Annotated in this window: 15 protein-coding genes; 9 read left to right on the top strand and 6 right to left on the bottom strand. The window is 69.1% G+C overall.

Going from position 1 to position 21,122, the window contains the following annotated elements:
• Window positions 1-236: 236 nt before the first annotated feature.
• The 4 genes from ACIBAF_RS46850 to ACIBAF_RS46835 all read right to left on the bottom strand — a co-directional run bounded on the left by ACIBAF_RS46850 (window position 237) and on the right by ACIBAF_RS46835 (window position 5,449).
• Window positions 237-1,058 (bottom strand): carbohydrate ABC transporter permease, encoded by an 822-nt coding sequence (locus ACIBAF_RS46850; protein ID WP_399472557.1) that lies wholly within the window; start codon window positions 1,056-1,058, stop codon window positions 237-239.
• Window positions 1,055-2,038, bottom strand: a complete 984-nt coding sequence (locus ACIBAF_RS46845) for a carbohydrate ABC transporter permease (RefSeq protein ID WP_399472555.1) — start codon at window positions 2,036-2,038, stop codon at window positions 1,055-1,057. The genes ACIBAF_RS46850 and ACIBAF_RS46845 overlap by 4 nt, the downstream gene beginning before the upstream one ends.
• Before the next feature lie 114 nt (window positions 2,039-2,152).
• Entirely contained in the window at window positions 2,153-3,406 is a 1,254-nt protein-coding gene (locus ACIBAF_RS46840) for an extracellular solute-binding protein (RefSeq protein ID WP_399472553.1), read from the bottom strand.
• Between the two features lie 69 nt (window positions 3,407-3,475).
• A complete protein-coding gene (locus ACIBAF_RS46835; protein WP_399472551.1) occupies window positions 3,476-5,449 on the bottom strand; it encodes a glycoside hydrolase family 127 protein in 1,974 nt (657 codons plus the stop codon).
• Between the two features lie 259 nt (window positions 5,450-5,708).
• Between ACIBAF_RS46835 and ACIBAF_RS46830 the strand changes: the two genes are divergently transcribed.
• The 7 genes from ACIBAF_RS46830 to ACIBAF_RS46800 all read left to right on the top strand — a co-directional run bounded on the left by ACIBAF_RS46830 (window position 5,709) and on the right by ACIBAF_RS46800 (window position 14,934).
• Window positions 5,709-6,728, top strand: a complete 1,020-nt coding sequence (locus tag ACIBAF_RS46830) for a LacI family DNA-binding transcriptional regulator (RefSeq protein WP_399472549.1) — start codon at window positions 5,709-5,711, stop codon at window positions 6,726-6,728.
• 713 nt (window positions 6,729-7,441) lie between these two features.
• Window positions 7,442-7,609, top strand: coding sequence for a hypothetical protein (locus ACIBAF_RS46825; protein WP_399472547.1), 168 nt, complete (start codon window positions 7,442-7,444; stop codon window positions 7,607-7,609).
• A gap of 146 nt (window positions 7,610-7,755) precedes the next feature.
• Window positions 7,756-8,631 carry a sugar ABC transporter permease gene (locus ACIBAF_RS46820; protein WP_399472545.1) on the top strand — a complete coding sequence of 292 codons (876 nt, stop codon included), beginning with the start codon at window positions 7,756-7,758 and terminating at the stop codon, window positions 8,629-8,631.
• Between the two features lie 13 nt (window positions 8,632-8,644).
• Entirely contained in the window at window positions 8,645-9,850 is a 1,206-nt protein-coding gene (locus ACIBAF_RS46815; protein ID WP_399472543.1) for an ROK family protein, read from the top strand.
• Window positions 9,851-10,293: 443 nt separating this feature from the next.
• Complete coding sequence (locus ACIBAF_RS46810) at window positions 10,294-10,470, top strand: hypothetical protein (RefSeq protein ID WP_399472541.1); 177 nt, start codon at window positions 10,294-10,296, stop codon at window positions 10,468-10,470.
• A gap of 109 nt (window positions 10,471-10,579) precedes the next feature.
• Complete coding sequence (locus tag ACIBAF_RS46805; protein ID WP_399472539.1) at window positions 10,580-11,293, top strand: type 1 glutamine amidotransferase domain-containing protein; 714 nt, start codon at window positions 10,580-10,582, stop codon at window positions 11,291-11,293.
• A gap of 755 nt (window positions 11,294-12,048) precedes the next feature.
• Window positions 12,049-14,934, top strand: coding sequence for a SpoIIE family protein phosphatase (locus tag ACIBAF_RS46800; protein WP_399472537.1), 2,886 nt, complete (start codon window positions 12,049-12,051; stop codon window positions 14,932-14,934).
• 514 nt (window positions 14,935-15,448) lie between these two features.
• Here the strand turns inward: ACIBAF_RS46800 and ACIBAF_RS46795 are convergent.
• Window positions 15,449-16,018 carry a TetR/AcrR family transcriptional regulator gene (locus tag ACIBAF_RS46795; RefSeq protein ID WP_399472535.1) on the bottom strand — a complete coding sequence of 190 codons (570 nt, stop codon included), beginning with the start codon at window positions 16,016-16,018 and terminating at the stop codon, window positions 15,449-15,451.
• Between the two features lie 637 nt (window positions 16,019-16,655).
• Entirely contained in the window at window positions 16,656-18,155 is a 1,500-nt protein-coding gene (locus ACIBAF_RS46790) for an MFS transporter (protein ID WP_399472559.1), read from the bottom strand.
• A gap of 270 nt (window positions 18,156-18,425) precedes the next feature.
• On the opposite strand from ACIBAF_RS46790, the gene ACIBAF_RS46785 reads away from it, so the two are divergent.
• Window positions 18,426-19,127 carry an SDR family oxidoreductase gene (locus tag ACIBAF_RS46785; RefSeq protein ID WP_399472533.1) on the top strand — a complete coding sequence of 234 codons (702 nt, stop codon included), beginning with the start codon at window positions 18,426-18,428 and terminating at the stop codon, window positions 19,125-19,127.
• 109 nt (window positions 19,128-19,236) lie between these two features.
• The gene (locus ACIBAF_RS46780) at window positions 19,237-20,115 is read left to right on the top strand and encodes an alpha/beta fold hydrolase (protein ID WP_399472531.1); all 879 of its coding nucleotides are present in this window, start codon (window positions 19,237-19,239) and stop codon (window positions 20,113-20,115) included.
• The last annotated feature ends 1,007 nt before the right edge of the window (window positions 20,116-21,122 follow it).

Below are 21,122 nucleotides of genomic sequence, written 5' to 3'. Positions count from 1 at the left end.
CACCCCCCAGGTCATGCCTTCGACAGGGGGACACAGTCATGCCGGGCCCGGAGGCCAGCGGCCCTCTTGCAGGACCGCGGAAAAGATAACGGGGGAGAGAGACGGCTCGGGGCCGGCCGGTTACGTGGGACGTGGGCCCTCGTGACGGGTGACAGCTCTGCGTGGTGTGCGGGCGGGACCGGGGCGGAGCGCGGTCCCACCGGGTCGGTGGGCCACGGGCGGCGGGCATCGTGGGATCAGTCTTTGACCGCGCCGGCGGTGACGCCCGCGGCCACGTAACGCTGGGCGAGGACTAGCAGGACCGCCGCGGGCAGGGACGCGACGACGGCGGTGGCCATGATCGCGTTCCACTCCTGGTTGTTGTTGCCGATGTAGTGGTAGATGCCGAGGGTGATCGGCCGCCAGTCGCCACCGCCGTCGAGGGTGTTGGCGAAGACGAAGTCGGACCAGGCCCACAGGAAGCTGAAGAGCGAGACGGTGACGACGGCGTTGCGGCTCACCGGCAGGACGACGGACCGGAAGGTGCGGAAGGTGCCGGCGCCGTCGATGCGGGCCGCGGCGATGAGCTCGCCGGGGATCCCGGACATGAACGCCGTGAAGATCATGACGCCGAAGGGCACGGCGATGGTGGAGTCCGCGACGATCAGTCCCCACCAGGAGTTCAGCAGACCCAGGTCGAGGAAGATGCCGTAGAAGCCCATCGCCATCACGATGCCGGGGATCATCTGGGCCACCAGCAGGACGAGGCCGAGGAGTCCCCCGCCGTAGGGCTTGAGCTTGGCCAGTGCGAAGCCGGCCGGGGCGGCGAGGACGAGGGTGAGGGCGACCGTGCCCAGACCGATGAGCAGGCTGGTGCCGAGGTAGGGCAGCTGGTCGTGGAGAACGGCTCGGTAGCCCTCGAAGGTGGGGTGCAGCGGGAGGAGGTCGGGCGGGCTCTTGCGCATGTCCTGCTGCGGGGTGAGGGACACGTTGAGCATCCAGTACACCGGGAACAGCATCAGGGCGGTGAGGAGGAGGCCGATGACGGTGTAACGGCGGGATCCGGTGCGTGACTTCACGCTTCCTGCCTCCTCTGGACGCGGATGTACAGCAGCCCGAAGACGAGGGCGATGAGGATGAGGATGTTGCCGACCGCCGCGCCGGGGCCGAACTTCGGCAGCAGGGTGCCGAAGCCGAGCTGGTAGGACCAGGTCGCCAGCGTCGAGGAGGAGTCCCCCGGACCGCCCTTGGTCATGATCCAGATCAGGTCGAACACCTTGAGGGTGTAGACGAGACCGAGCAGCAGGGTGATCGCCGACACCGGCCGCAGCAGCGGGAAGGTGATCCGGCGGAACTGCTGCCAGGCGCTCGCCCCGTCCAGGGACGCGGCCTCGTACAGCTCCGCGGGGATGTTCTGCAGACCGCTGTAGAGGATGACCAGGTTGAACGGGATGCCGATCCAGATGTTGGCGATGATGACCGAGGTCAGCGCCCAGTCCGGCGAGGTGAGCCAGTCGACCGGGGACACACCCACCAGATGGAGGGCGTAGTTGATGACGCCGGACTCGCTGTTGAGCATCCACGACCAGGTGGACGCCGACACGATCAGCGGGAGCAGCCAAGGGATCAGGAAGAGGGCCCGGAGTGTGCCGGCCAGCCGGAAGTGCCGGTTGAAGAAGACCGCGAGGGCAAGACCGGCCAGGTACTGGAACACGATCGACACAAAGGTGAAGATCATGGTGTGGCGTATCGCCGGGCCGAACGTGGGATCGTCGAGGACGGTCCTGAAGTTGTCCAACCCGGAGAAGGGCGCGTCGCCCGCCACGAAGGAGCGGACCGTGTAGTCGCGCAGGCTCAGGTCGAGGTTGCGGTAGAGGGGATAGACGTAGAAGGCCGCGAGGTAGAGGGCCAGCGGGGCGAGGAAGGCCAGCGCGGTGAGCCGGCTCCTGCGGCGCTGTCGGCGCCGGAACGCCGAGGCGTCCGTCCGGTCATCGGTGCCGGTCGCCGCGAACTTGACCGGTGACCGCGGTGAGCGGTGGTCGACGCGGGCGGTGGTCATGCGAACTCCTGGATGCGGGTGGCCTGCCCGGGGCCGTGGTGGTGTCCGGGCGGTTGCGGTGCCGTGCGGTTCTCGGACAAAGGGCCCCGGGGCGTGCTGCGTGGGCGTCGAGCGTCAGTTGCCCTTGCCGGCAGCCGTCTGCGCCGCGCCGAGAGCGTCCTTGGGGCTCTTGCTGCCGGACAGGGCGGCCTGGACGGCGGTCCACATGGGCTGTGAGATGGTCGGGTACTTGGTGCCCAGACCGCCGCTGGTGCGACCGCGTGCCGCGGCCACCGCCTTGACCCACGGCTCGAGCTTGGGGTTCGACTTGACCTGCTCGGCCTGCACCTCCGCGGTGGGGGCGACGTACGTCAGGGTGTTGTCCGTGGCCAGCAGGTTGGCGGAGTTGGTCAGGCAGGTGACGATCTTCTTGCTCACGTCGTAGCGCGCGGTGTCCTTCTGCACAGGGACCGTGACGAACTCGCCGCCGGTCGGCACAGGTGCCGAGCCGCCGCTCTGGCCGGGGATGCTGATGACGCCGTAGTCGAAGCCGGCCTTGTCGGCGTTGCCGAGCTGCCAGGTGCCGTTCTCGCCGAACGCGTAGTCCCCGGTCGCGAACTCCTGCCAGCTGGTGGTCTGCGTGTTCTGCAGGACGTCCTTGGGCGCGTACCCGGATCCGACCCACTCCTTCCACAGGGACAGCGCGGCCACACCCTTGTCCGAGTTCAGCTTGGTGAGATCGCCGCCCGCGCCCCAGAACCAGGGCAGGAACTGGAAGCTGCCCTCCTCCGTGCCGATCGCTGAGAAGGTGATGCCCTTCTTCCCGGCCGCCTTGACCTTCTTCAGCGCCGCCGTGAGGGAGTTCCAGTCCTTGATGGAGGCCGGGTCGACCTTGGCCGCGTCCAGGACCTTCTTGTTGTAGTAGAGGGCCAGCGTGTTGGCGCCGATCGGCACCCCGTACGCCGATCCGTCGATCTCGCCCGCGCCGATGATGTTCTTCTGGATCGAGTTGGTGTCCAGCCCCAGGTCGCTCGTCTTGTTGAGGATCCCCGCCTCCACCATCGTGGACACGACCGGGTTGTCCACCATCATCACGTCGGGCGCGCTGCCCTGCTGGGCTGCCAGCAGCGCCTTGTTGCCCAGGTCCGTGGTGTCCATACCGGTGCGCTTGACCTTGACCCCGGCGTCGGTGCCGCACTTGGTGACGAGCTTGCCCCACGCCGAGGAGGCGTCGAACTGCGGGTACGGATCCCAGAAGGTGTACGTCCCGCCGGCCGCCTTGTCGGACCCGGAGGAGGAAGAGTCGGAACCGCCGCCGCAGGCGGCTACGGAGGTGAGTGCGCCGACAGCGGCGATGGCGGCGATCAGGGTACGGCGGGTGTTTCTCACGGTGACCTCGTTGTCTCGGGCTGTTTCAGAGGGAGCGGGGGGAGGCGGAGCGGGGGGCAGCCGTGGGGTTCAGGAGGTGGGCAGCCAGACGCGCATGCTGCCGTCATGGCGGTTGGCCCACGCGTAGTAGGGGATCGCGGTCAGTTCGAGGGGCTCGTCGGCCGGCGGCGCGTCGGTGGCCTCCGCGTTCCGGTACGGCCACCAGTCGGCGTCGGGGATCTGCCGACGGTGCCCTGCGGCCACGACAGTGGTGACTCCGCCGAGCAGGTCCGGACGGTGCTTCACAGCGAGTGAGCGGGTGGTGTCGAGGACGATGTCGTCCAGGCCACCGCCGGGGTGGTCCACCTGCTCCAGGCAGTACACGAGCGGCCCGCGTTCGATCGCCACGCAGCCGCGTACGGCGTCCACGCGCGGATCGGCGGCCGTGAGGCGCGGTTCCAGGCCGAGTTCGAGGACGACCTCGTCGCCGGGTGCCCAGGTGCGCTCCAGCCGCAGCCAGCCGTCGCCGACCGGCGTGTCGGTCTGGTCGTACACCGTGTCCCCGCACCGGACGCGGAACTCGCCGCACCACTGCGGGATACGCAGCGAGAGGGTCCAGGGCCGGTCCGCCGGGGCCTCCTCCACCGTCAGTCCGATCACGCCCTGCCAGGGGTAGTCGGTCTCGCAGCGGACGGTGATGCCGTCGGCGGTGTAACGGCCCGTGACGTATTGGTGCAGTTGCAGGCCGCCCGCGTCACCGCTGGCGAGGTAGTGCTCCAGGGAAGCCAGCAGCCGCATCACGTTGGGCGGGCAGCAGGCGCAGCGGAACCAGCGGGTGCGGCGGGCCGACTGGTCGCCGCCGGTGTCGGTGTGGCCGTCGCGGACCTGGAGCGGGTTGACGTACAGCCAGCGCTCGCCGTCCAGCGAGACCCCCGCCAGGAAGCCGTTGTACAGGGTGCGCTCGATCAGGTCCGAGTAGCGGGCCTCACCGGTGAGCAGGGCCATGCGCCAGCTCCACTGCACGGAGGCGATGGCGGCGCAGGTCTCGCAGTACGCCCGCTCGTTGGGCAGCTCGTAGGGGTCGCCGAAGTCCTCCTCGTCGTGGTGGGAGCCGAGCCCGCCGGTCAGGTGGGTCTTGGTCGCGGCCATCGCCGACCACAACCGCTCGGCGGCGGCGCGCAGTTCCGTGTCCCCGGTCTCGGTGGCCAGGTCGGTCGCGGCGGCCAGCAGGTACAACTGCCGTACGGCGTGCCCCTCGACGTTGGTCGCCTCTCGCAGGGGAACGCGGTCCTGGCAGTACGCCTCGCCGCCGAGCAGGCCGTGACCGAAGCGGTCGACGAAGTAGCCGGCGAGGTCCAGGTAGCGGCGCTCGCCGGTCTCCCGGTAGAGCTCCACCAGGGCGGTCTCGACCTCCGGGTGACCGTCGATGCCGTCGATCGGCCTGCCGCTGTCCGCGGGACCGAAGACGCTGTCGATGTGGTCCGCGAACTTCACCGCCACGTCGAGGAGTTCGGGCCGACCGGTGGCCCGGTGATGGGCGACGGCGGCCTGGATCAGGTGCCCGGCGCAGTACAGCTCATGCCCCCAGCGCAGGTCCTTGTACCGCTCACCGCCCTTGAGCAGCTGGAACCAGGTGTTGAGGTAACCGTCGGGCTGCTGCGCGTCTGCGACGAGGGAGACGATCCGCTCCACGTCGGCCGCGAGCGGGCCGTCGTCCTCGGGCGTCCCCTGGGCGAGCTGCCAGGCCGCGGCCTCCAGCCACTTGTAGACGTCCGAGTCCACGAACGGGTACGCGCCCTGGAACTCGCCCTCGGCGGTGCCCGCCACCAGTCGCAGGTTCTGCAGGTTCCCCGCCGACTCCAGCAGGCCGGGGCCCTGCGGGATGGAGGTGTGCGAGTTCACCTCCCGCCGGGTGCCCCAGAAGCCGGCGCTCACCTCGGCGGTGGCGGGGGCCAGCACGGCCTTGGCACCCGGACCGAGGCGAACCGGGCCCATGTGGGCGCGCCCCGCTTCGGGCGGGACCGAGGACGTGGAGGAGGGCACGGCGAAGCGTGGGCGGGGCATGGCTCTCCGAAGAGGTAGACGGGGAAACGGGTGAAGTCCGGCGCACGTTGGATGTCGTGCGTCCTGGGGACGGACCGGTGGTGCTCTGCTCGTCGAACCCGTTTGAGAAAACGTTTTTCTGCGGGAAAGGTAGATAGCTCGCGAGCGTGAGTCAAGGGGGTCCGCCAAGCTTTTTTCCCGCTTGCTGTCGGTGCTGGTCAGCGACCTGGAAGGATGCCAGGATGGGTATCGCCGACTCGTCCAGGGAAAAGGATTGCGCGTGACCGCTGTTCCAAGTTCTCCCCTCACCGGCCGGGCGAAGCTCGCCGATGTCGCCAAGCTGGCCGGCGTCAGTGTGGGGACGGCCTCGAAAGCGCTGAACGGCAGCGGCAGGATGCGGCCCGATACGCGCCAGCGGGTGCTGGCGGCCGTCGAGGCTTTGGACTTCCGTCCCAACCAGCATGCGCAGAGCCTGCACACCGGCCGCAGTTGGACCGTCGGGCTGATGACGACCGACGGCATCGGCCGGTTCAGCACTCCTGTGCTCCTCGGCGCCGAGGACGCGCTCGGCGCCGGGAAGATCTCCGTCCTGCTGTGCGACACCCGCGGCGACGCCATCCGCGAGCAGCACCACCTGCGCAACCTCATGGACCGCCGCGTGGACGGCATCATCGTCACCGGCCGCCGCACCGACCCACGCCCTCCCCTGACGGGCATCGAGCCGATACCGACGGTCTACGCACTCTCGCCGTCCACCGAATCGGACGACATGTCCGTCGTGTCCGACGACCGCAGCGGAGCGCAGCTGGCCGTCGAGCATCTGCTGGCGACGGGCCGCAGCCGGATCGCGCACGTGACCGGGCCGGCACATCACGCGGCCGCCCGTGAACGGGCCCACCACACCGTCGAGTTGCTCGAACGCTCCTCGCTGGAACTCGCCACCGGGCGGGTGCACTTCGGGGAGTGGAGCGAGGCATGGGGGCGCCGGGCCGCCGAGACGGTCCTGCGTACCGCGCCGGACACGGACGCCTTCTTCTGCGGCAACGACCAGATCGCCAGGGGCGTGGCCGACAGCCTGCGCGAGAACGGCGTGGACAGTCCCGGCAAGGTGGCGATCGTGGGCTACGACAACTGGGATGTCATGGCCCTGGCGTGCCGCCCGCCCCTCACCACGATCGACACGGACCTCCCCGAGATCGGCCGACAGGCCGCGCTGCGGCTGCTGGACGCCATCGGCGGCAAGCCGGAGCCAGGCGTACGCACCGTTCCCTGCCGCCTCGTCGTCCGCGAATCGAGCTGAGCCGCCGCACGAATCGGGCTGAGCCGCCGCGAGGAGCCCGCAGGGTCGGCCGGACACACCGGATTGCGACCGGTCCCCGCACGCTGGCGGCCGGAAGACGTGTCCAGCGTCCGTCGACCGATCCGTGAGCCCCTCCGCGAGACACCACGCGTCTGCTGCCGCACGTCCGCTGCTGGGCGCTGTTCCGGCAAAGTTTCCGCCGTGGCGAGGCCAGAGCCCAGGGGGCCCCGGCGCACTGCCCGAACGTACCCCCGGTCCCGCCAGGACTCCTCCCCCGGTCCGGCGTCATACTCCCTCCGCCCGTCGTCACCACCGGTCCGACCTGCGGCCGGGGACGCGCGAGCACACGAAGGGCGGACTGCCTCCGGTCACGACGAGTCGGATGAAGCCCGCCCCGGCGAGGCTGCAGGTACGACCGGTCACACCGAGGCGGTGAGCCCAGCCAGGAGACCCGCCTCCTCAGGCTGCTCGATGGCACGTGCGAGAGCGGCACCCTCCTCGAGATGGCGCTCGCTGTCGGACAACCGCAGCAGCCAGGCACAACCAGGCCTCGGTGACGCCGAGGTGAGCAGCGCAATGGCATGCAGATCACTCCAGGACGATGTCGGGTGCTGGTCCGGCCTGTCACGGGCGTCGGCAGCATCTCCAACAGCTCGAACACACCGTCCAAATGGCCGCGCAGCCGGGCCAGCAGCCGCCCAAGGGAAATAGTCATGGACGACCTGGACTGGCTCACCCCCGAGGAACTGCTGGTCGCCCTCAAGCTCATCCACTTGGTCAGCCACCCGCCGCACGTGCGTCGACTTCCTCATCGTCACCTTCCTGCGGACCGGCGAGCCAGGCCTCTACCGAATTGCTGGGACACCACCACGCCGAACTGACTGGCGTCAGCGTCGACCCGGCACTTCCCCTCGACTCCAGGTCCGGTGAACACGCCGCAGCGGGTTAGTCACCTCATGACAGCGAACCCACCCACACACAAGCCCCGGGCCAGGCACTCAGCACCCCACCCCGCTGACACCGCCCAATGCCGCCAACGCGCCCGCCCACAGCGACCTGGTGCAGGCGCGCGAAGATCGGCATTCCGTCCTTCGTGGTCACGCTGGCCGCGTTCCTGGGCTTCCAGGGCGTCGTGCTGATCCTCCTCAAGGAGGGCACCAACATCTCCATCCAGGACCAAACCATCCTGGCGATCGCGAACAACAACCTGTCCCCCGCCATCGGTTGGGTCCTCCTCGCGTTCTGCGTCGCGGCTTACGCGGCCATCCAGATCCGGCAGAACCACAACCGAGGCCGACGCGGGCTCACCACCGCTCCGCCCGCCCTGCTCGCGGTCCGGATCGGCGGCCTGGCGGTGCTCGGCGCACTCGCCGTCCACACGCTCAACCAGGAGCGCAGCCGCAACGTCATCGTCGACTCCCTCAAGGGTGTGCCGATCGTGGTGCCGGTCATCGCCGTCCTGCTCGTCGCCGGCACGTTCCTGCTCCAGCGCACGTCCTTCGGCCTGCACATCTATGCGGTGGGCGGCAACGCCGAGGCGGCGCGCCGCGCCGGCATCAACGTGGCCGCCATCCGCATCTCCGCGTTCGTCATCTGCTCGTCCCTGGCCGCGGTCGGCGGCGTCATCGCCGCGTCCCGAGGCAACTCGGTCGACCCCAACACCGGCGGCAGCAACGTGCTGCTGCTGGCGGTCGGCGCAGCAGTGATCGGCGGCACCAGCCTCTTCGGCGGGCGGGGCAGAGTGGTGGACGCCGTGCTCGGCGGCATGGTCGTCGCGGTCATCCAGAACGGCATGGGTCTGATGGGCTACAGCTCGGGGGTCAAGTACGCTGTCACGGGTTCGGTCCTGCTCCTGGCCGCCGGCGTGGACGCCCTCTCCCGTCGCCGGGCCGTACAACGATGAGGTCTTCACCAGCATGAAAGCCGGTCCCTCACAGGAGGAGATCCGTCGGCACAACCTCGGCACCCTGCTCCGTCATGTGCACATCGGCGGCTCCGTGTCGCGGGCGGTTCTGGCCGACCGTATGGGCCTCAACCGCAGCACCATCCTCGGCCTCGTCAGCGAGTTGGCCTCGGTCGATCTGGTCCGTGAGGAACTGCCCCGGGACACGGGAAAGGCGGGCCGGCCCTCCCTGGTGGTCCGGCCCGAGTCCGACCGGGTGTACGTCCTCGCCTTCGACGTCGGTGTGGACCGGCTGACCGCGGCACGCATCGGCCTCGGCGGCGTCTTCCTCGACCGGAGGGAGACCCGCACGGATCCCGACCGCCGCGGTGCCCGTGAGATGGCCGAGGTCCTCGCCGGTCTCGCCCGGCAGATGGTGGACACGGCGCCGAAGGCAACCGTCTGCGTCGGTGTCGGCGCCGCCGTCCGCGGACTGGTGCGCCAACCCGACGGCCTGGTCCGTGCCGCCCCCTACATCGACTGGCATGACGAGGACTTCGGTGCGGATCTCTCCCGTCGGCTGGGCCTCGGCCTCCCCGTCTCGGTCGGGAACGAGGCCAGCCTCGGCGCCCTCGCCGAACACCTGCGCGGTTCCGGCGCCGGCTGTCAGGACCTCGTGTACCTGCACGGAGACATCGGCATCGGCGGCGGCGTCATCACCGGCGGCCGACTCCTGCTCGGTGACAGCGGATACGGTGCGGAGGTCGGACACATGGTCGTCAACCCGAGGGGCGGCAGACGCTGCGGATGCGGCGCGCACGGCTGCCTCGAAGCCGAGGCCGGCGAGCGCGCCCTGCTCCAGGCCGCGCAGCGCGACCCGTCGACAACCGGCCGCGAAGCCGTACGCGCCGTCGTCGAAGCGGCCGACCGGGGCGACGTCACCGCCCGTGCCGCCCTGCAGGACATAGGCGACTGGCTCGGGATCGGCGTCGCCACCCTGGTCAACATCCTCAACCCGCGCGCCGTTATCTTCGGCGGGACGCTCCGCGAGGTCTTCCTCGCCTCGGCCGCGCAGATCCGCAGCCGCGTCAACAGTCATGCTCTGGCAGCCTGCCGCCAGAACCTGCGGCTCCGCGTCGGCGAACTCGGCGACGATGCCGTTCTCATCGGCGCCGCAGAACTCGCCTTCTCCGCCATCCTCGCGAACCCAATGGAGACACTGGCCCGAACCGAAACGTAGTCGGCATGGCTCCCCGGCGCCGTAGGGAACGTCAGGAACGGCAACAGCACCCGATTCCGAACGTCATCCGTCCTGGCTCACGCGGCCCTTGGAAGACGCGTCGGCTACGAGACGTCGGCAAGCCCTTCCTCATGAGCGAGTATGGCGCCGACGCCCTGCCCGGTCTGCACTCGGTGTGGGAGACGCCGGGGACGTAGGAGTACCAGGTCGCGCATCTCGCGGCGAGCCACCGCGCGTTCGACCGGGCCCGGGCCGTTGTCGGCGAGCACGGCCTTGGATCTTTTGGATGAGGGGCTGTAGTACTCCAGTAGCAATCGCCGCTCCCCGATTCACTTCCTGGGTACCGGGGGCACCTTGGAACCCACTCCTACATTGAGGTTGGGCCCGAACACGCTCACGCTCTCTGGGCTCGATGCACACCGTTGCCAGACAAGGACGTTCTCATGAGCTCTTCTCGAAACGATGAATCGCACTGCTTCAAGCGGCTCACCGCAGGATTAGCTGTGGTCGCTACGGTCAGTGGAATCATCATCGGCGCCCTGACGGCGGACAAGGGCAGCGCGCAAGCCGACGCACCGTGGGACTGCAACCGCGACGGAACGGTTTGCAGCCCCTTCTGATCCGCGCGCTCACGCTGATCGGAGCAGGGCCTGTCGGTCGCGCCGGAACAGTGTTCCCTGCCCAGAGACCCTGCCTTCATTGCCAACTCATACTTCACAGAGGAACTCCATGGCCCGTACGAACCGCATTCTCGTCATCGTCACCAGCGTCGGCGAGTACGAGAAGGCCGGGTACCGCACCGGTCTCTGGCTCGGTGAACTGACCCACTTCTACGACGTCGCAGAGCAGGCCGGATTCGAACTCACCATCGCCAGCATCGAGGGCGGACCCGTGCCACTCGACCCGGAGAGCCTCGCCCACAACGTCCTCGGCGACCTGGGCACCGACAAGCGGTACACCGACCGACGGTTCATGGACAAGCTCAAGGACACCCTCGCTGTAACCCAGACCCGCGTCGACGACTACGACGCCATCTACCTCACCGGCGGTCACGGCGTGATGTTCGACTTCCATCAAAGCCAGACGCTGGCGACACTCATCGCGCAGTTCCACGAGACCGGCCGGATCGTCTCGACCGTCTGCCACGGAGCATGCGGCCTGCTCGGCGTCACACTGAGCAACGGTGAACCCCTGGTGAAGGGCAAGAACGTCACCGGCTTCTCCTGGCGAGAGGAAGAACTGGCCCAACGGGCGCACGCCGTCCCCTACAGCCTGGAGGACCGGCTCAAGGAGCTCGGAGCCCACTACAGCACCGCGGAGACATCCTTCGCCCCCCACGTCATCGAGGACGACCGCCTCATCACCGGGCAGAACCCCAGCAGTGCCAAGGCAGTCGCCGAGGCAGTGGTCCGGCACCTTGTCCCACGCCCCACGCCAATGTGACGATTCCAGCAGAGGTATGGAACGGCGAGAAGATCGTCGCGGTCGGCGACGGCCCGGCCGACATCCTCATCGCGCTGGTCGCGCGGGCCGCGGGCGACGAGGTCCGGGAAGCTGAGCGCCCACAGGCTCAGCCCACAACCGACCGCAGGATTTCGAGGGCGTGGGCTTTGCCGTACGCGGTGGCCGCCGACGGTGGGACCTCAGCCGCGACGGGTTCTTTCGCTCCGGCGCGGACACGCTGGAGGGCACCGGCCTTGGCCGACCGGACGTCGTGTACCTGCACGACCCTGACGGAAAGGCCATGGATCGGTTCCGTGAGCTGATCCGGACCGGCGCGGCTGCCGCCGGAACCGGTGCGGTCGAACTTTTCGCGAACAGCCGGACCAGTGAGAAAGCGCCTCGATGCCATGCGCGACGCCCGTGAAAACGTCGAGGCGCTGAACGCCCATGATGCGGCCTTCCACCTCTTCGCCTCTCTCCACCCGCGACGCCGCCCTGACCCAGGCGCCGCGCTGCCGCACGTCAGCAACGCGGAGCGGGGCTACGTGAGCAGCCGGTATGCAAGGGCAGGATGCACTGATCGTTTCACCGCGCGGAGGCTTTCGTGTCCCGTGTCAGGACCGGCTGACCGGTCACGGTCAGCGCAGCGTTCCCTCAGGAGTTACGGTGAAGGCCAGCGGCACACGCGGACGGGTTCCTCGCAGCTTTCGGATCGGCACCGCTCCGTGGTCGCAACCGACACAGCAGGAGGCAAGGTGTCGGGTACAGCTACCGGGCCCGGGAACCACACCGAAGGCACACAACCGGTGCGGCTGGGTCTGCCCGTGGCCCAGGACGAGGAACTCGACGGAGCCCAGGTGCTGCGGCTGGCCATGCGTCGAGCCGCCGCCTTTCTCGATGGCGCCGGAGGTCTCGTCCACTGGCGCGGCCCTGAACCCGGCCGACTGCGGGTGGTGGCTGCTTGCGGACAGGGCGTCGGATCACGGACAACTCTGCCCAAGGACGGGGCGTTCGCCCGGGCGGTGCGGACAGGGTCCTTCGCCTGGGCAGCCGGCAGCGGGACGGGGAGCACAGTCTTCGGGCTGGCTGCCGTGCCGTTGCTCAGTGCCGACGGCCCCATCGGGGCACTCTCCGTCCTCACTACGACGCCCGGTGAACCGGACTCGCCGCACCGTGCCAGTCTTCAAGAGGTGGCGGACTGGGCCGCCCTGCAACTGGAGAACGGGCACGGCACGGCACCCGAGGGACAGCCGGCCGGTGCGCCGCCCTTGATCGACTCTTCCCTCGGCCGCCTGCTGCGGACGGTTCCCTTCCGCGACTGGGAATTCGACGTCGGCAGCGGCTCCATCGCCTTCGGCGAACTGATCGCGGACCCGGCAGGCCACGGTCCGCGTGCACGGGCTGACCCCGCCGACTGGCTGAGGATCATCACCGACATCCGTACGGCGATCGCTCTCGGGGCCCACTACGACACCGAGTATCTCCTGCGGCAGGACGACGGCACGCTCTCCCGGGCGCGGGCCCGCGGACGCCTTGTGCCAGGCAAACAAGGTGCGTCTGACCTGGTGGTGGGCGCGTTGTGGTGGGCCGGCCGGATCCCGGAGCCGCGCAGCCAACAAATGCAGACCCTGCAGAGCATGCGCGAGGGACTCCTGACCGTCTCCGCGGACTGGCGCACCTCCTTCGTCAACGAGGAGGCGGAACGGGTCCTCGGCATGGACCACCGACTGATCGGCGGCGTTCTGTGGGACGGTCCCGTCGGCGCCGTACCCGGCCTGGAAAGCGTATGCCGACGCGCGGCCCAGGAGGGCAGGCCCCTCAGCATCGCACTGCCTTGGCCCAGCGGCCGACGGCGTTTCCGCCTGCGGTGCGTCCCCGCACGGTTCAGCCGGGGCATGGCCATCCACCTCGTCGATGTGACGAACGAGGACCTTCAGGGCGCGGGTGGAGCGGCGGGCGGGGCGCTGCGCGAGGGCGGTGAGGTCTCCGGTGCCGCGCGAGCCGCCGCACGGTCCGTCCGGATGGAAGAACTGACCGCGGCCCTGTCCGAAGCCGTCACCTCCGAGGACGTGGTGCGGGTCGTCGCCGAGCGGGTTCTGCCACCGCTCGGGGCCGACAGGCTGTTGGTGGAGGTCCTCGGCGGCGACCACCTGCACATCGCGGGCGCGGCGGGATATCCGGAAGCTTTGCGGCTGGCAGCCACCGAGAAGAGGGCGATCGACCTTGTCGCCGCCCAGACGCTCAGCACGCGCACGCCTCGGTTCCTGGAGTCGACCGCGGAATTCATCGAGTCCTTTCCCCAGCTGAGCAGCCTGGCTGCCGCCTCGACGAACAACGCCTGGGCACTTCTCCCCCTCATCGCATCAGGGCGGGACATAGGTTGCTGCTTTGTCGCCTTCTCCCGGTCACGCTCCTTCCCTGATGACGAACGCACCCTGTTGACAGCGTTGAGCGGTCTCGTCGCCCAGGCTCTCGAGCGGGCCCGGCTGTATGACGTGGAACATACCCGCGCACAGGAACTCCAGCGCGGCCTGCTGCCCCGTTCGCTGCCCCGACTCGCGTCCGTCCAGGCAGCTGCCCGTTACCTGCCGGCCGGCCACGGCGCGGAAGTGGGCGGCGACTGGTACGACGTGATCCCGCTGTCCGCGGATCGTGTCGCCATGGTGATCGGCGACGTCATGGGCCACGGAATCACCGAAGCCGCCACCATGGGCCGACTCCGCACGGCGGTACGCACCCTCGCCGACCTCGAAATCGCCCCGGACGAACTTCTCGACCACCTCAACGACATCGTCAGCGACCTCGGTGAGGACTCCTACGCAACCTGCCTGTACTCGGTGTTCGACCCCGTCGCCCGAACCCTGACGTACTCACTGGCCGGCCATCCCCCGCCACTCATCGCCCATCCCGACGGCACGCTGCACTCCCCCGATGTGGACGGCGATCCGCCTCTGGGCGCCGCGAATCCGCCTTTCAGCACTCACCTGCTGAGTCTCCCTGAGGAGAGCCTGGTGGTGCTCTGGACCGACGGTCTGGTGGAGTCCGCCGCCCGGGACATCGATCAAGGACTTACCGAGCTCAGGCGGACCCTGAGCGAGGCCACGACAGGGATGAGGTACTTCTCCCCTAGCCACGAGGACGGCGGACACGAGCGCCTGGAAGACCTTTGCGACAGAATCGTCTCCGCCCTCCTCCCTCTTCAGGAACACACGAAGGACGACGCGGCCCTGCTCATCGCCCACGCCCGATGCACCGCCGCCCATGACATCGCCGCCCGCAGCCTTGCCAACGATCCCCGGGCGGCCGGCCAGGCTCGGGAGTACGTCCGCCAGCAACTGGCCGTATGGGAACTGGATGATCTGGTGATGACCACCGAACTGATCGTCAGCGAAATGGTCGGCAATGTCATCAGGCATGCCAAAGGTCCCATCGCCCTGCGCCTGCTGCGCAGCCGATCACTGATCTGCGAGGTGTACGACGGCAGTCTGACCACCCCACGCATCCGCCGGGCCGCATCGACCGACGAAGGCGGCCGCGGTCTCCACCTGATCGCCGCCCTCTCCCGGCGCTGGGGCGCGCGTTACCTTGACGACGGCAAGTGCATCTGGGCCGAACAGGACCTTCCGATACCCGGCGAGTGAGCAAGGGCACGGGGCCATGGCTGTCGTACCGCGAGGAAGCGGGGCTGCCCCACGCCGAAGCACCTCGCACCCGCCCTCGTGCCTGCTGGCCTGCGGGTCTGCAGGCCAGCAGGGACCTGGAAGAGTCCGGCGCGGCCGCTCGCAGCCGGACCGTGTCCGGGTCCGGGCCGGTGGCTCCTGGCCGGGCAGGCCGACCTGGGCCCGCGGGTGTCGGTGAAGGCGAGCGGTGGCCACATCTCGAGCTGGCTGGGGCCGGAACGTCTTCCCGTCGATCGCGGCCTTCAGGTAGTACAGGGCGTACTTGGCGTAAAAAAGGTCGACCGGCTGGGACACCTTGGCGTCGATGCTGTCCTTGGACCCTCGCCGGCCATGCACCCGCCCCCCTCCGCTCACCGGCTCGCGCTCGCCGCCGCCGCGCTCCCCCACCACCAACCGGGCCCCGCGGACAACCACCCCTGCGCCGGGGCGGGACTTCCCTTCGGCCCCGACGGCGCGGCTGCGACAGGCGTCAGGGTCAGTGCATTTCTGCCGCATCGAGCAGGGTGGCCACGGTGGGCGTGATGAGCCCTGTCAAGTTGTCGGCACCGATCCCCGCGCGAGCGCTGGCGCCGTCGAAGACGAGGATCAGCTGCCGGGCCAGCAGGTCGGGATCGCTCGCGCCACCCTGTTCGGCCTCGGCGCGGAAGAAGGCGGTCAGGTTTCCCTTGATCCGGTGTGCCACCTTGCTCGCCGGGTGGCTCTGGTCCTTCAGCTCGATCTGCACAGCCAGGTACCGACAGCCCCGGAATTCGGGCGCGCCCGCCTGCAGTTCCACCTGCTCGAAGACGTGCAGGATCCGCTCGCGGGGTGAACGGTCGTCGTCCGCCGCAGGCAGGAGCGTCGCCACGAAGGCAGCGGCGCGTTCCTCCAGGCTCGCCGCCAGCAGTTCGTCCTTGGTTTCGAACAGCTGGTACATGGAACGCTTCGACACCCCCGCCGCCTTGCACAGCGCGTCGACGCCGATGCCGACGCCGTCTCGGTAGGTGAGCGTGGCCGCTGCCTCCAGCAGCCGCTCTCGGGAACTTGGCTTCGCCTCGGTGGTCATATTGCGAGGGTAACGCGATTCCGACGAAATGAAAACCGATCGGTTTACGATGTGGTCGGGGTGCTCTTCGGAGCCGTCCACAGCTGAGCGGGCATGCGAGCAGGGTTCCGTCATGCGCCGTGGCGGCGCTCTCCTCGGCCCCGTCTGAGAGGGGGCGCGGTGCAGGCCCTGGCGGTCGCACCAGCCCGTCACTCCGAACCTGAAGAGTGCTGCCATGAGGCACGCCGTCATCGCCGGCCCCGGACCAGGCCCGACCTCGAGGAGCACTGGCCGTCCTCACGCCATCGCGGCAGGAAAAACGCGACCGCCAGGAAGCCGGGCGTGCCGAACACGGCAAGGAGGGCGGGCGAGCGCACCGGTCCCGGCGACCGCGATGGCGCACACCGAGTGCAACCACATCAGCTCGGAGATGCGGTCCGCATCGTGGATTTAACGCCGCGGCGACGGAAGGCGCCCGCCACCCTGCGCTGATCAGCTCCTCCGAAGGCGGATCGTGCGGTAGAAGCGGGCTTCACCTCGGAGACGCCCTGTCCGCCTGAGCCGACCTATGCCTTGCGGACACCGATCATCGCAGGTAGCAGTACAGTTCTCGCTTCCACTCGGCGCGATCGACCGCGTACCCCTGGTGGATTCGGGCTCAGTGGGCGATCACGGGCTCGCCCTCCGACGGCGCCAGAGGCGCATTCGGTATCAGGAGCGCTGCGAGCACCGCGCCGACCACGAAGAACCCGGAGCCCCACGCCAGGGTGGCCGTGTAGCCCTCGACCCCGGCCTGCGCCGCGGTCAGCGCGCCCGGCTTGTGCGACGACAGGTAGTCGGTCGCGGCCGATGAGGCGACGGTGGTCAGCAGCGCCGTGCTGATCGAGCCGCCTATCTGCTGGCCGGTGTTGATCAGCGCCGAGGCGACGCCCGTGTCCTCGTGGTGCACGCCTGCGGTCGCACCCTGGAACGCGGTGGTCATCACCCCGCCGAGGCCGAGACCCAGCAGGATCATGCCGGGCATGATGTGGGCGGCGTAGGTGCTGTCCAGCTCGAGCCGGGTCAGCAGGGCCATACCGGCTGCGGCGACCAGGAAGCTCGTGCTGATCACGATCTTCGGACCGACCCTGGGCAGCAGCAGCGAGGGCGCCGTGGTCGATGCGGCGACGATGCCCGCGACCATCGGCAGGAACGCCAGGCCGGTCTTGATCGGCGAGTAGCCGATGCTGGCCTCGAGGTAGTAGGTCAGGAACAGGAAGATCGAGAACATCCCCATGCCGATGACGAACACCGCCAGGAACGAACCGCCGCGGGTCCGGTCCAGCACGAGTCGCAGCGGCAGCAGCGGATGCGCGACCCTGGCCTCCAGCCACACGAACACCGCGAGCAGCATCACGCCGACGATCATGGAGCCGAGGGCCACCGGGTCGGTCCAACTGGTGGATTCGACGTGCGCGAACCCGTAGACGACGGCGAACAGCGCGGCGCTCGCCACGACGGTGCCCGGGATGTCGAGTTTGGGCCGCTCGGTGACCGCAGGCGTGGCCAGCAGCAGCACCGCACCGATCAGCGCGACGGCCGCGAAGACGACGTTCACGTACATCACCCAGCGCCACGACGCCCATTCGGTGAGCATGCCGCCGAGCAGCAGCCCGACCGCGCCGCCCGCACCGGCCAGCGCACTGAAGATGCCGAACGCCTTCGGCCTCTCGGTCGGGTCGGTGAAGGTCACACTGAGCAGCGAGAGTGCCGCAGGCGCAAGCAGCGCGGCGAAGAGGCCCTGGGCCACGCGTGCCGTGACGAGGATTTCGAAGCTGGTCGCCGCGCCGCCGAGGACGGACGCGGCCGCGAAACCGATCAGGCCGGTCACGAAGGTGGTACGTCGGCCGAACAGGTCACCGAGCCGGCCCCCGAGCAGCAGCAGGCTGCCGAATGCCAGGGCGTATCCCGTGATGACCCACTGCCGGCTGCCGTCGCTGAAACCGAGGTCGTGTTGCGCCGCGGGCAGCGCGATGTTCACGACCGTCGCATCGAGCGTGACCATGAGCTGCGCGGTGCCCAACACGACCAGCACCCACCAGCGCACGGCATGTGAGCCGCGGCGGCCCGAGTCTGTCTTCCCGGAGGCGGGCGCCCCGCGGTCGAAGGTGGTACTCACTTTTCCCCTTAGCTGCTCATAGGCTGCACACCGGCTGGAAACCGATCTGTTTCCACCTAGGGAAACAGATCGGTTTCCATGGCGCAAGCGAACGGGTGGCAGCCTCCGGCCATGAGCGCCCCGAACAATGCCGACGCCTGGGCCGGCCGCACGCCGGCGCCCGACCTCGGGGCGGCTGCCATGCAGGGCGCTTCGCCGCTTGGCCTTGCGCATGGAAACCGATCGGTTTACGATCGCGGAAAACCGATCAGTTTCTCAATGGAGGCAAGCATGACCGCACTCAAAGGCGCCAAGGTTTTCGTCACCGGGGGCAGTCGCGGGATAGGCAAGGCCCTGGTGGAGGAGCTCTACGCTCGCGGCGCCGCCAAGGTGTACGCCACGGCCCGCGACCCGCGAACGGTGACGCATCCCGACGCCGTCCCGGTCGCGCTCGAGGTCACCGACCCCGCTTCCGTGGCGGCGGCCGCCGCCCAGGCAGACGATGTCACCGTACTGATCAACAACGCCGGCGCGTCGGTGGGCGCGAGCTTCCTCGACTCGCCGCTCGACGACGTACGCAGGGAGTTCGAGACCAACTTCTACGGACCGCTGCTGGTCACTCGCGCCTTCGTGCCGGTCATCGAGCGCAACGGCGGCGGCCACATCCTCAACGTGCACTCCGTGCTGTCCTGGCTGGCCCTCGGCGGCTCCTACAGCGCCTCCAAAGCCGCCCTGTGGTCGCAGACCAACTCCCTGCGCCTGGAACTGCAGCCGCGCGGCATCGCTGTCACCGGACTGCACGTGGGATACGTCGACACGGACCTCGCCGCGGGCGTCGACGCACCCAAGTCCGACCCCCGTGACGTCGCCGCATCCGCCCTCGACGGCATCGAGACGGGAACGTACGAGGTGCTCGCCGACGACATCTCGCGCCAGGTCAAGGCCGCCCTGGCCGGGGACCTGGCAGACCTGTACGCCCAACTGGCGCAGTAGGCGCAGACCAGAGCGAAGGGGCTGATCGCGCACCGTCGGCACCTCGTACGCCCTACCGGACCACACCTGAGTCACCCTTTCCGCAGTGCACATACAAGGAGTCGGCGAGATGCCCCACCACGAGACCCGTCCCACGATTCACATCCCCGGGACCACCAGCCACACGATCGCCCCGCGCACAGGACGCCACCACCGCGAGGGGGCACTGCGCTACCTCAGAGCAGGCGCCGGTGCTCCCGTGGTCCTGCTGCACACCGTGCGCACGCAGGCCGAGCACTTCCGCTCCCTCATCCCGTTGATCTCGGACCGGTACACCGTGTACGCCCTCGATCTCCCGGGGATGGGCTACTCCGAGATCGTGCCCGGTGCGTCGTACGACGAGCCGGCCATGCGCGCGGGCGTCGAACGGCTCCTCACCGAACTCGACCTCCATGACGTGACGCTGGTCGGGGAGTCCATGGGTGCGGTGCTCGCCCTGACCACCGCGGCCGACCTGCCGGAGCGGGTACGCCGCGTCGTCGCGGTGAACACGTACGACTTCCGCGACGGAATCGCCCGGTCCAGTCTCCTCGCCCGCCTGGTGGTCGGCGGTGTGCTCGCTCCGGGGGTGGGCCCGGTGATCGCGGGGGTGGAGCCCAAGCCCGTCCTGCGCAGGGTCCTGCAGGGCGGCCTGGGCGACAGGACCGCTCTTCGGGCGGACTACGTGGACGAACTCCTCCAGGTGGGCGGCCGACCCGGCTACCCGACCGTCGCCCGGGCCGTGTACCAGAGCCTGCCCAGCCTCATCGCAGCCCGCTCGCGCTACCCCGAGGTCAAGGCCCCCGTCCACCTCCTCTACGGGGAGAAGGACTGGTCCCGGCCCTCAGACCGGGAAGCCAACAAGAAACTGCTGCCCGCCGCCGACTTCACACAGGTCCCGGGAGCAGGCCATTTCATCGCACTGGAGAGGCCCGAGGCAGTGGCCGGCCTGCTGAACAAAACGGCGTGACCGCCCAACCGACAGCATGCGGTCGGTGACGTCGACTCCGGGTTCGGCGCGAACTCCGTATACACGGGCACGCAAGGACACCTGCACGACCTGCAGGTCGTGCAGGTCGACTGACAGCACTCTCGGCAAACGCGACGGCCGCGGTCAAGCGCAGGAGCCCGATTACGGGCCAGGGCTGTTGTCCGTGATGGAGATCAACCAGTGCAGGACGTAAGGGGGGAGGAAGCCACGGTGCCGCCGACCAGCTCACGTGGCTTTGTGTGCGGAAAGCGTTCCGTCCGCCGAGACCGGTGCGGGCTTCCCGACGCTACCCTCGCCTCGGCGCCGACCGGTCGCGGATACGGGTCCTGCCGGGCAATCCACCGACGCCCACGTCAGGGAGGAACGCACTACCGAACACCGCGGGCGAACCGGTCGACATGAGATGGGACGTCTCGCGGCAGCAGCACGATGCAGTCGGTGTGGCTCAGGCGTTGGACCTCAGCGGGTCGTCGTCGTGGACCCGGTCCGGACAACGCGGCGCCATCGCGAGGACAGCTCATGCGTGCGCAAGCACTCTGTAGGGTTGCCCATGTCAAACGAGCGACGAGCCCGTCCCAGCCTTCAGGCACCCTGCGGCTCATCGACCCGGCCGCCCGCTGCCACAAGTCACCGAGCGTCGTCAGCCGAGCGGTAGGACGCCTTGAGACCGACGGACTGGTACGGCGTACGGTACGCAGGCCAGGGACGACGGCCGGGGCAGCAACGCCGTCCTCACCGTTGCGGGACTCGCCGGCCTGGAACGGGCCCGGCGCACTCACGTCACCAGCATCCGCCGGCACCTGATCGACCACCTGGTAGGCGTCGACCTGGCCGCCTTGGCCCGGGGTCTGGAAGCCATCGGACAGCCCGAGGCCACCCCGAAGACCAGGAAGCGGGCTAGGCCGTGTCTTCAATTGATCTTGAGTAGTGGATCATGGTCGTGTGATACGTCGCCATGAACTGTCTGATCAGGAGTGGGAGTTCCT

Origin of the sequence: Streptomyces sp. NPDC051677, assembly GCF_044453465.1 — a bacterium.
In the GTDB taxonomy this organism is placed as follows: Bacteria; Actinomycetota; Actinomycetes; order Streptomycetales; family Streptomycetaceae; genus Streptomyces.
Note: the sequence above shows the minus strand (reverse complement) of the source record. Positions and strands in the feature narration are given on the sequence as shown.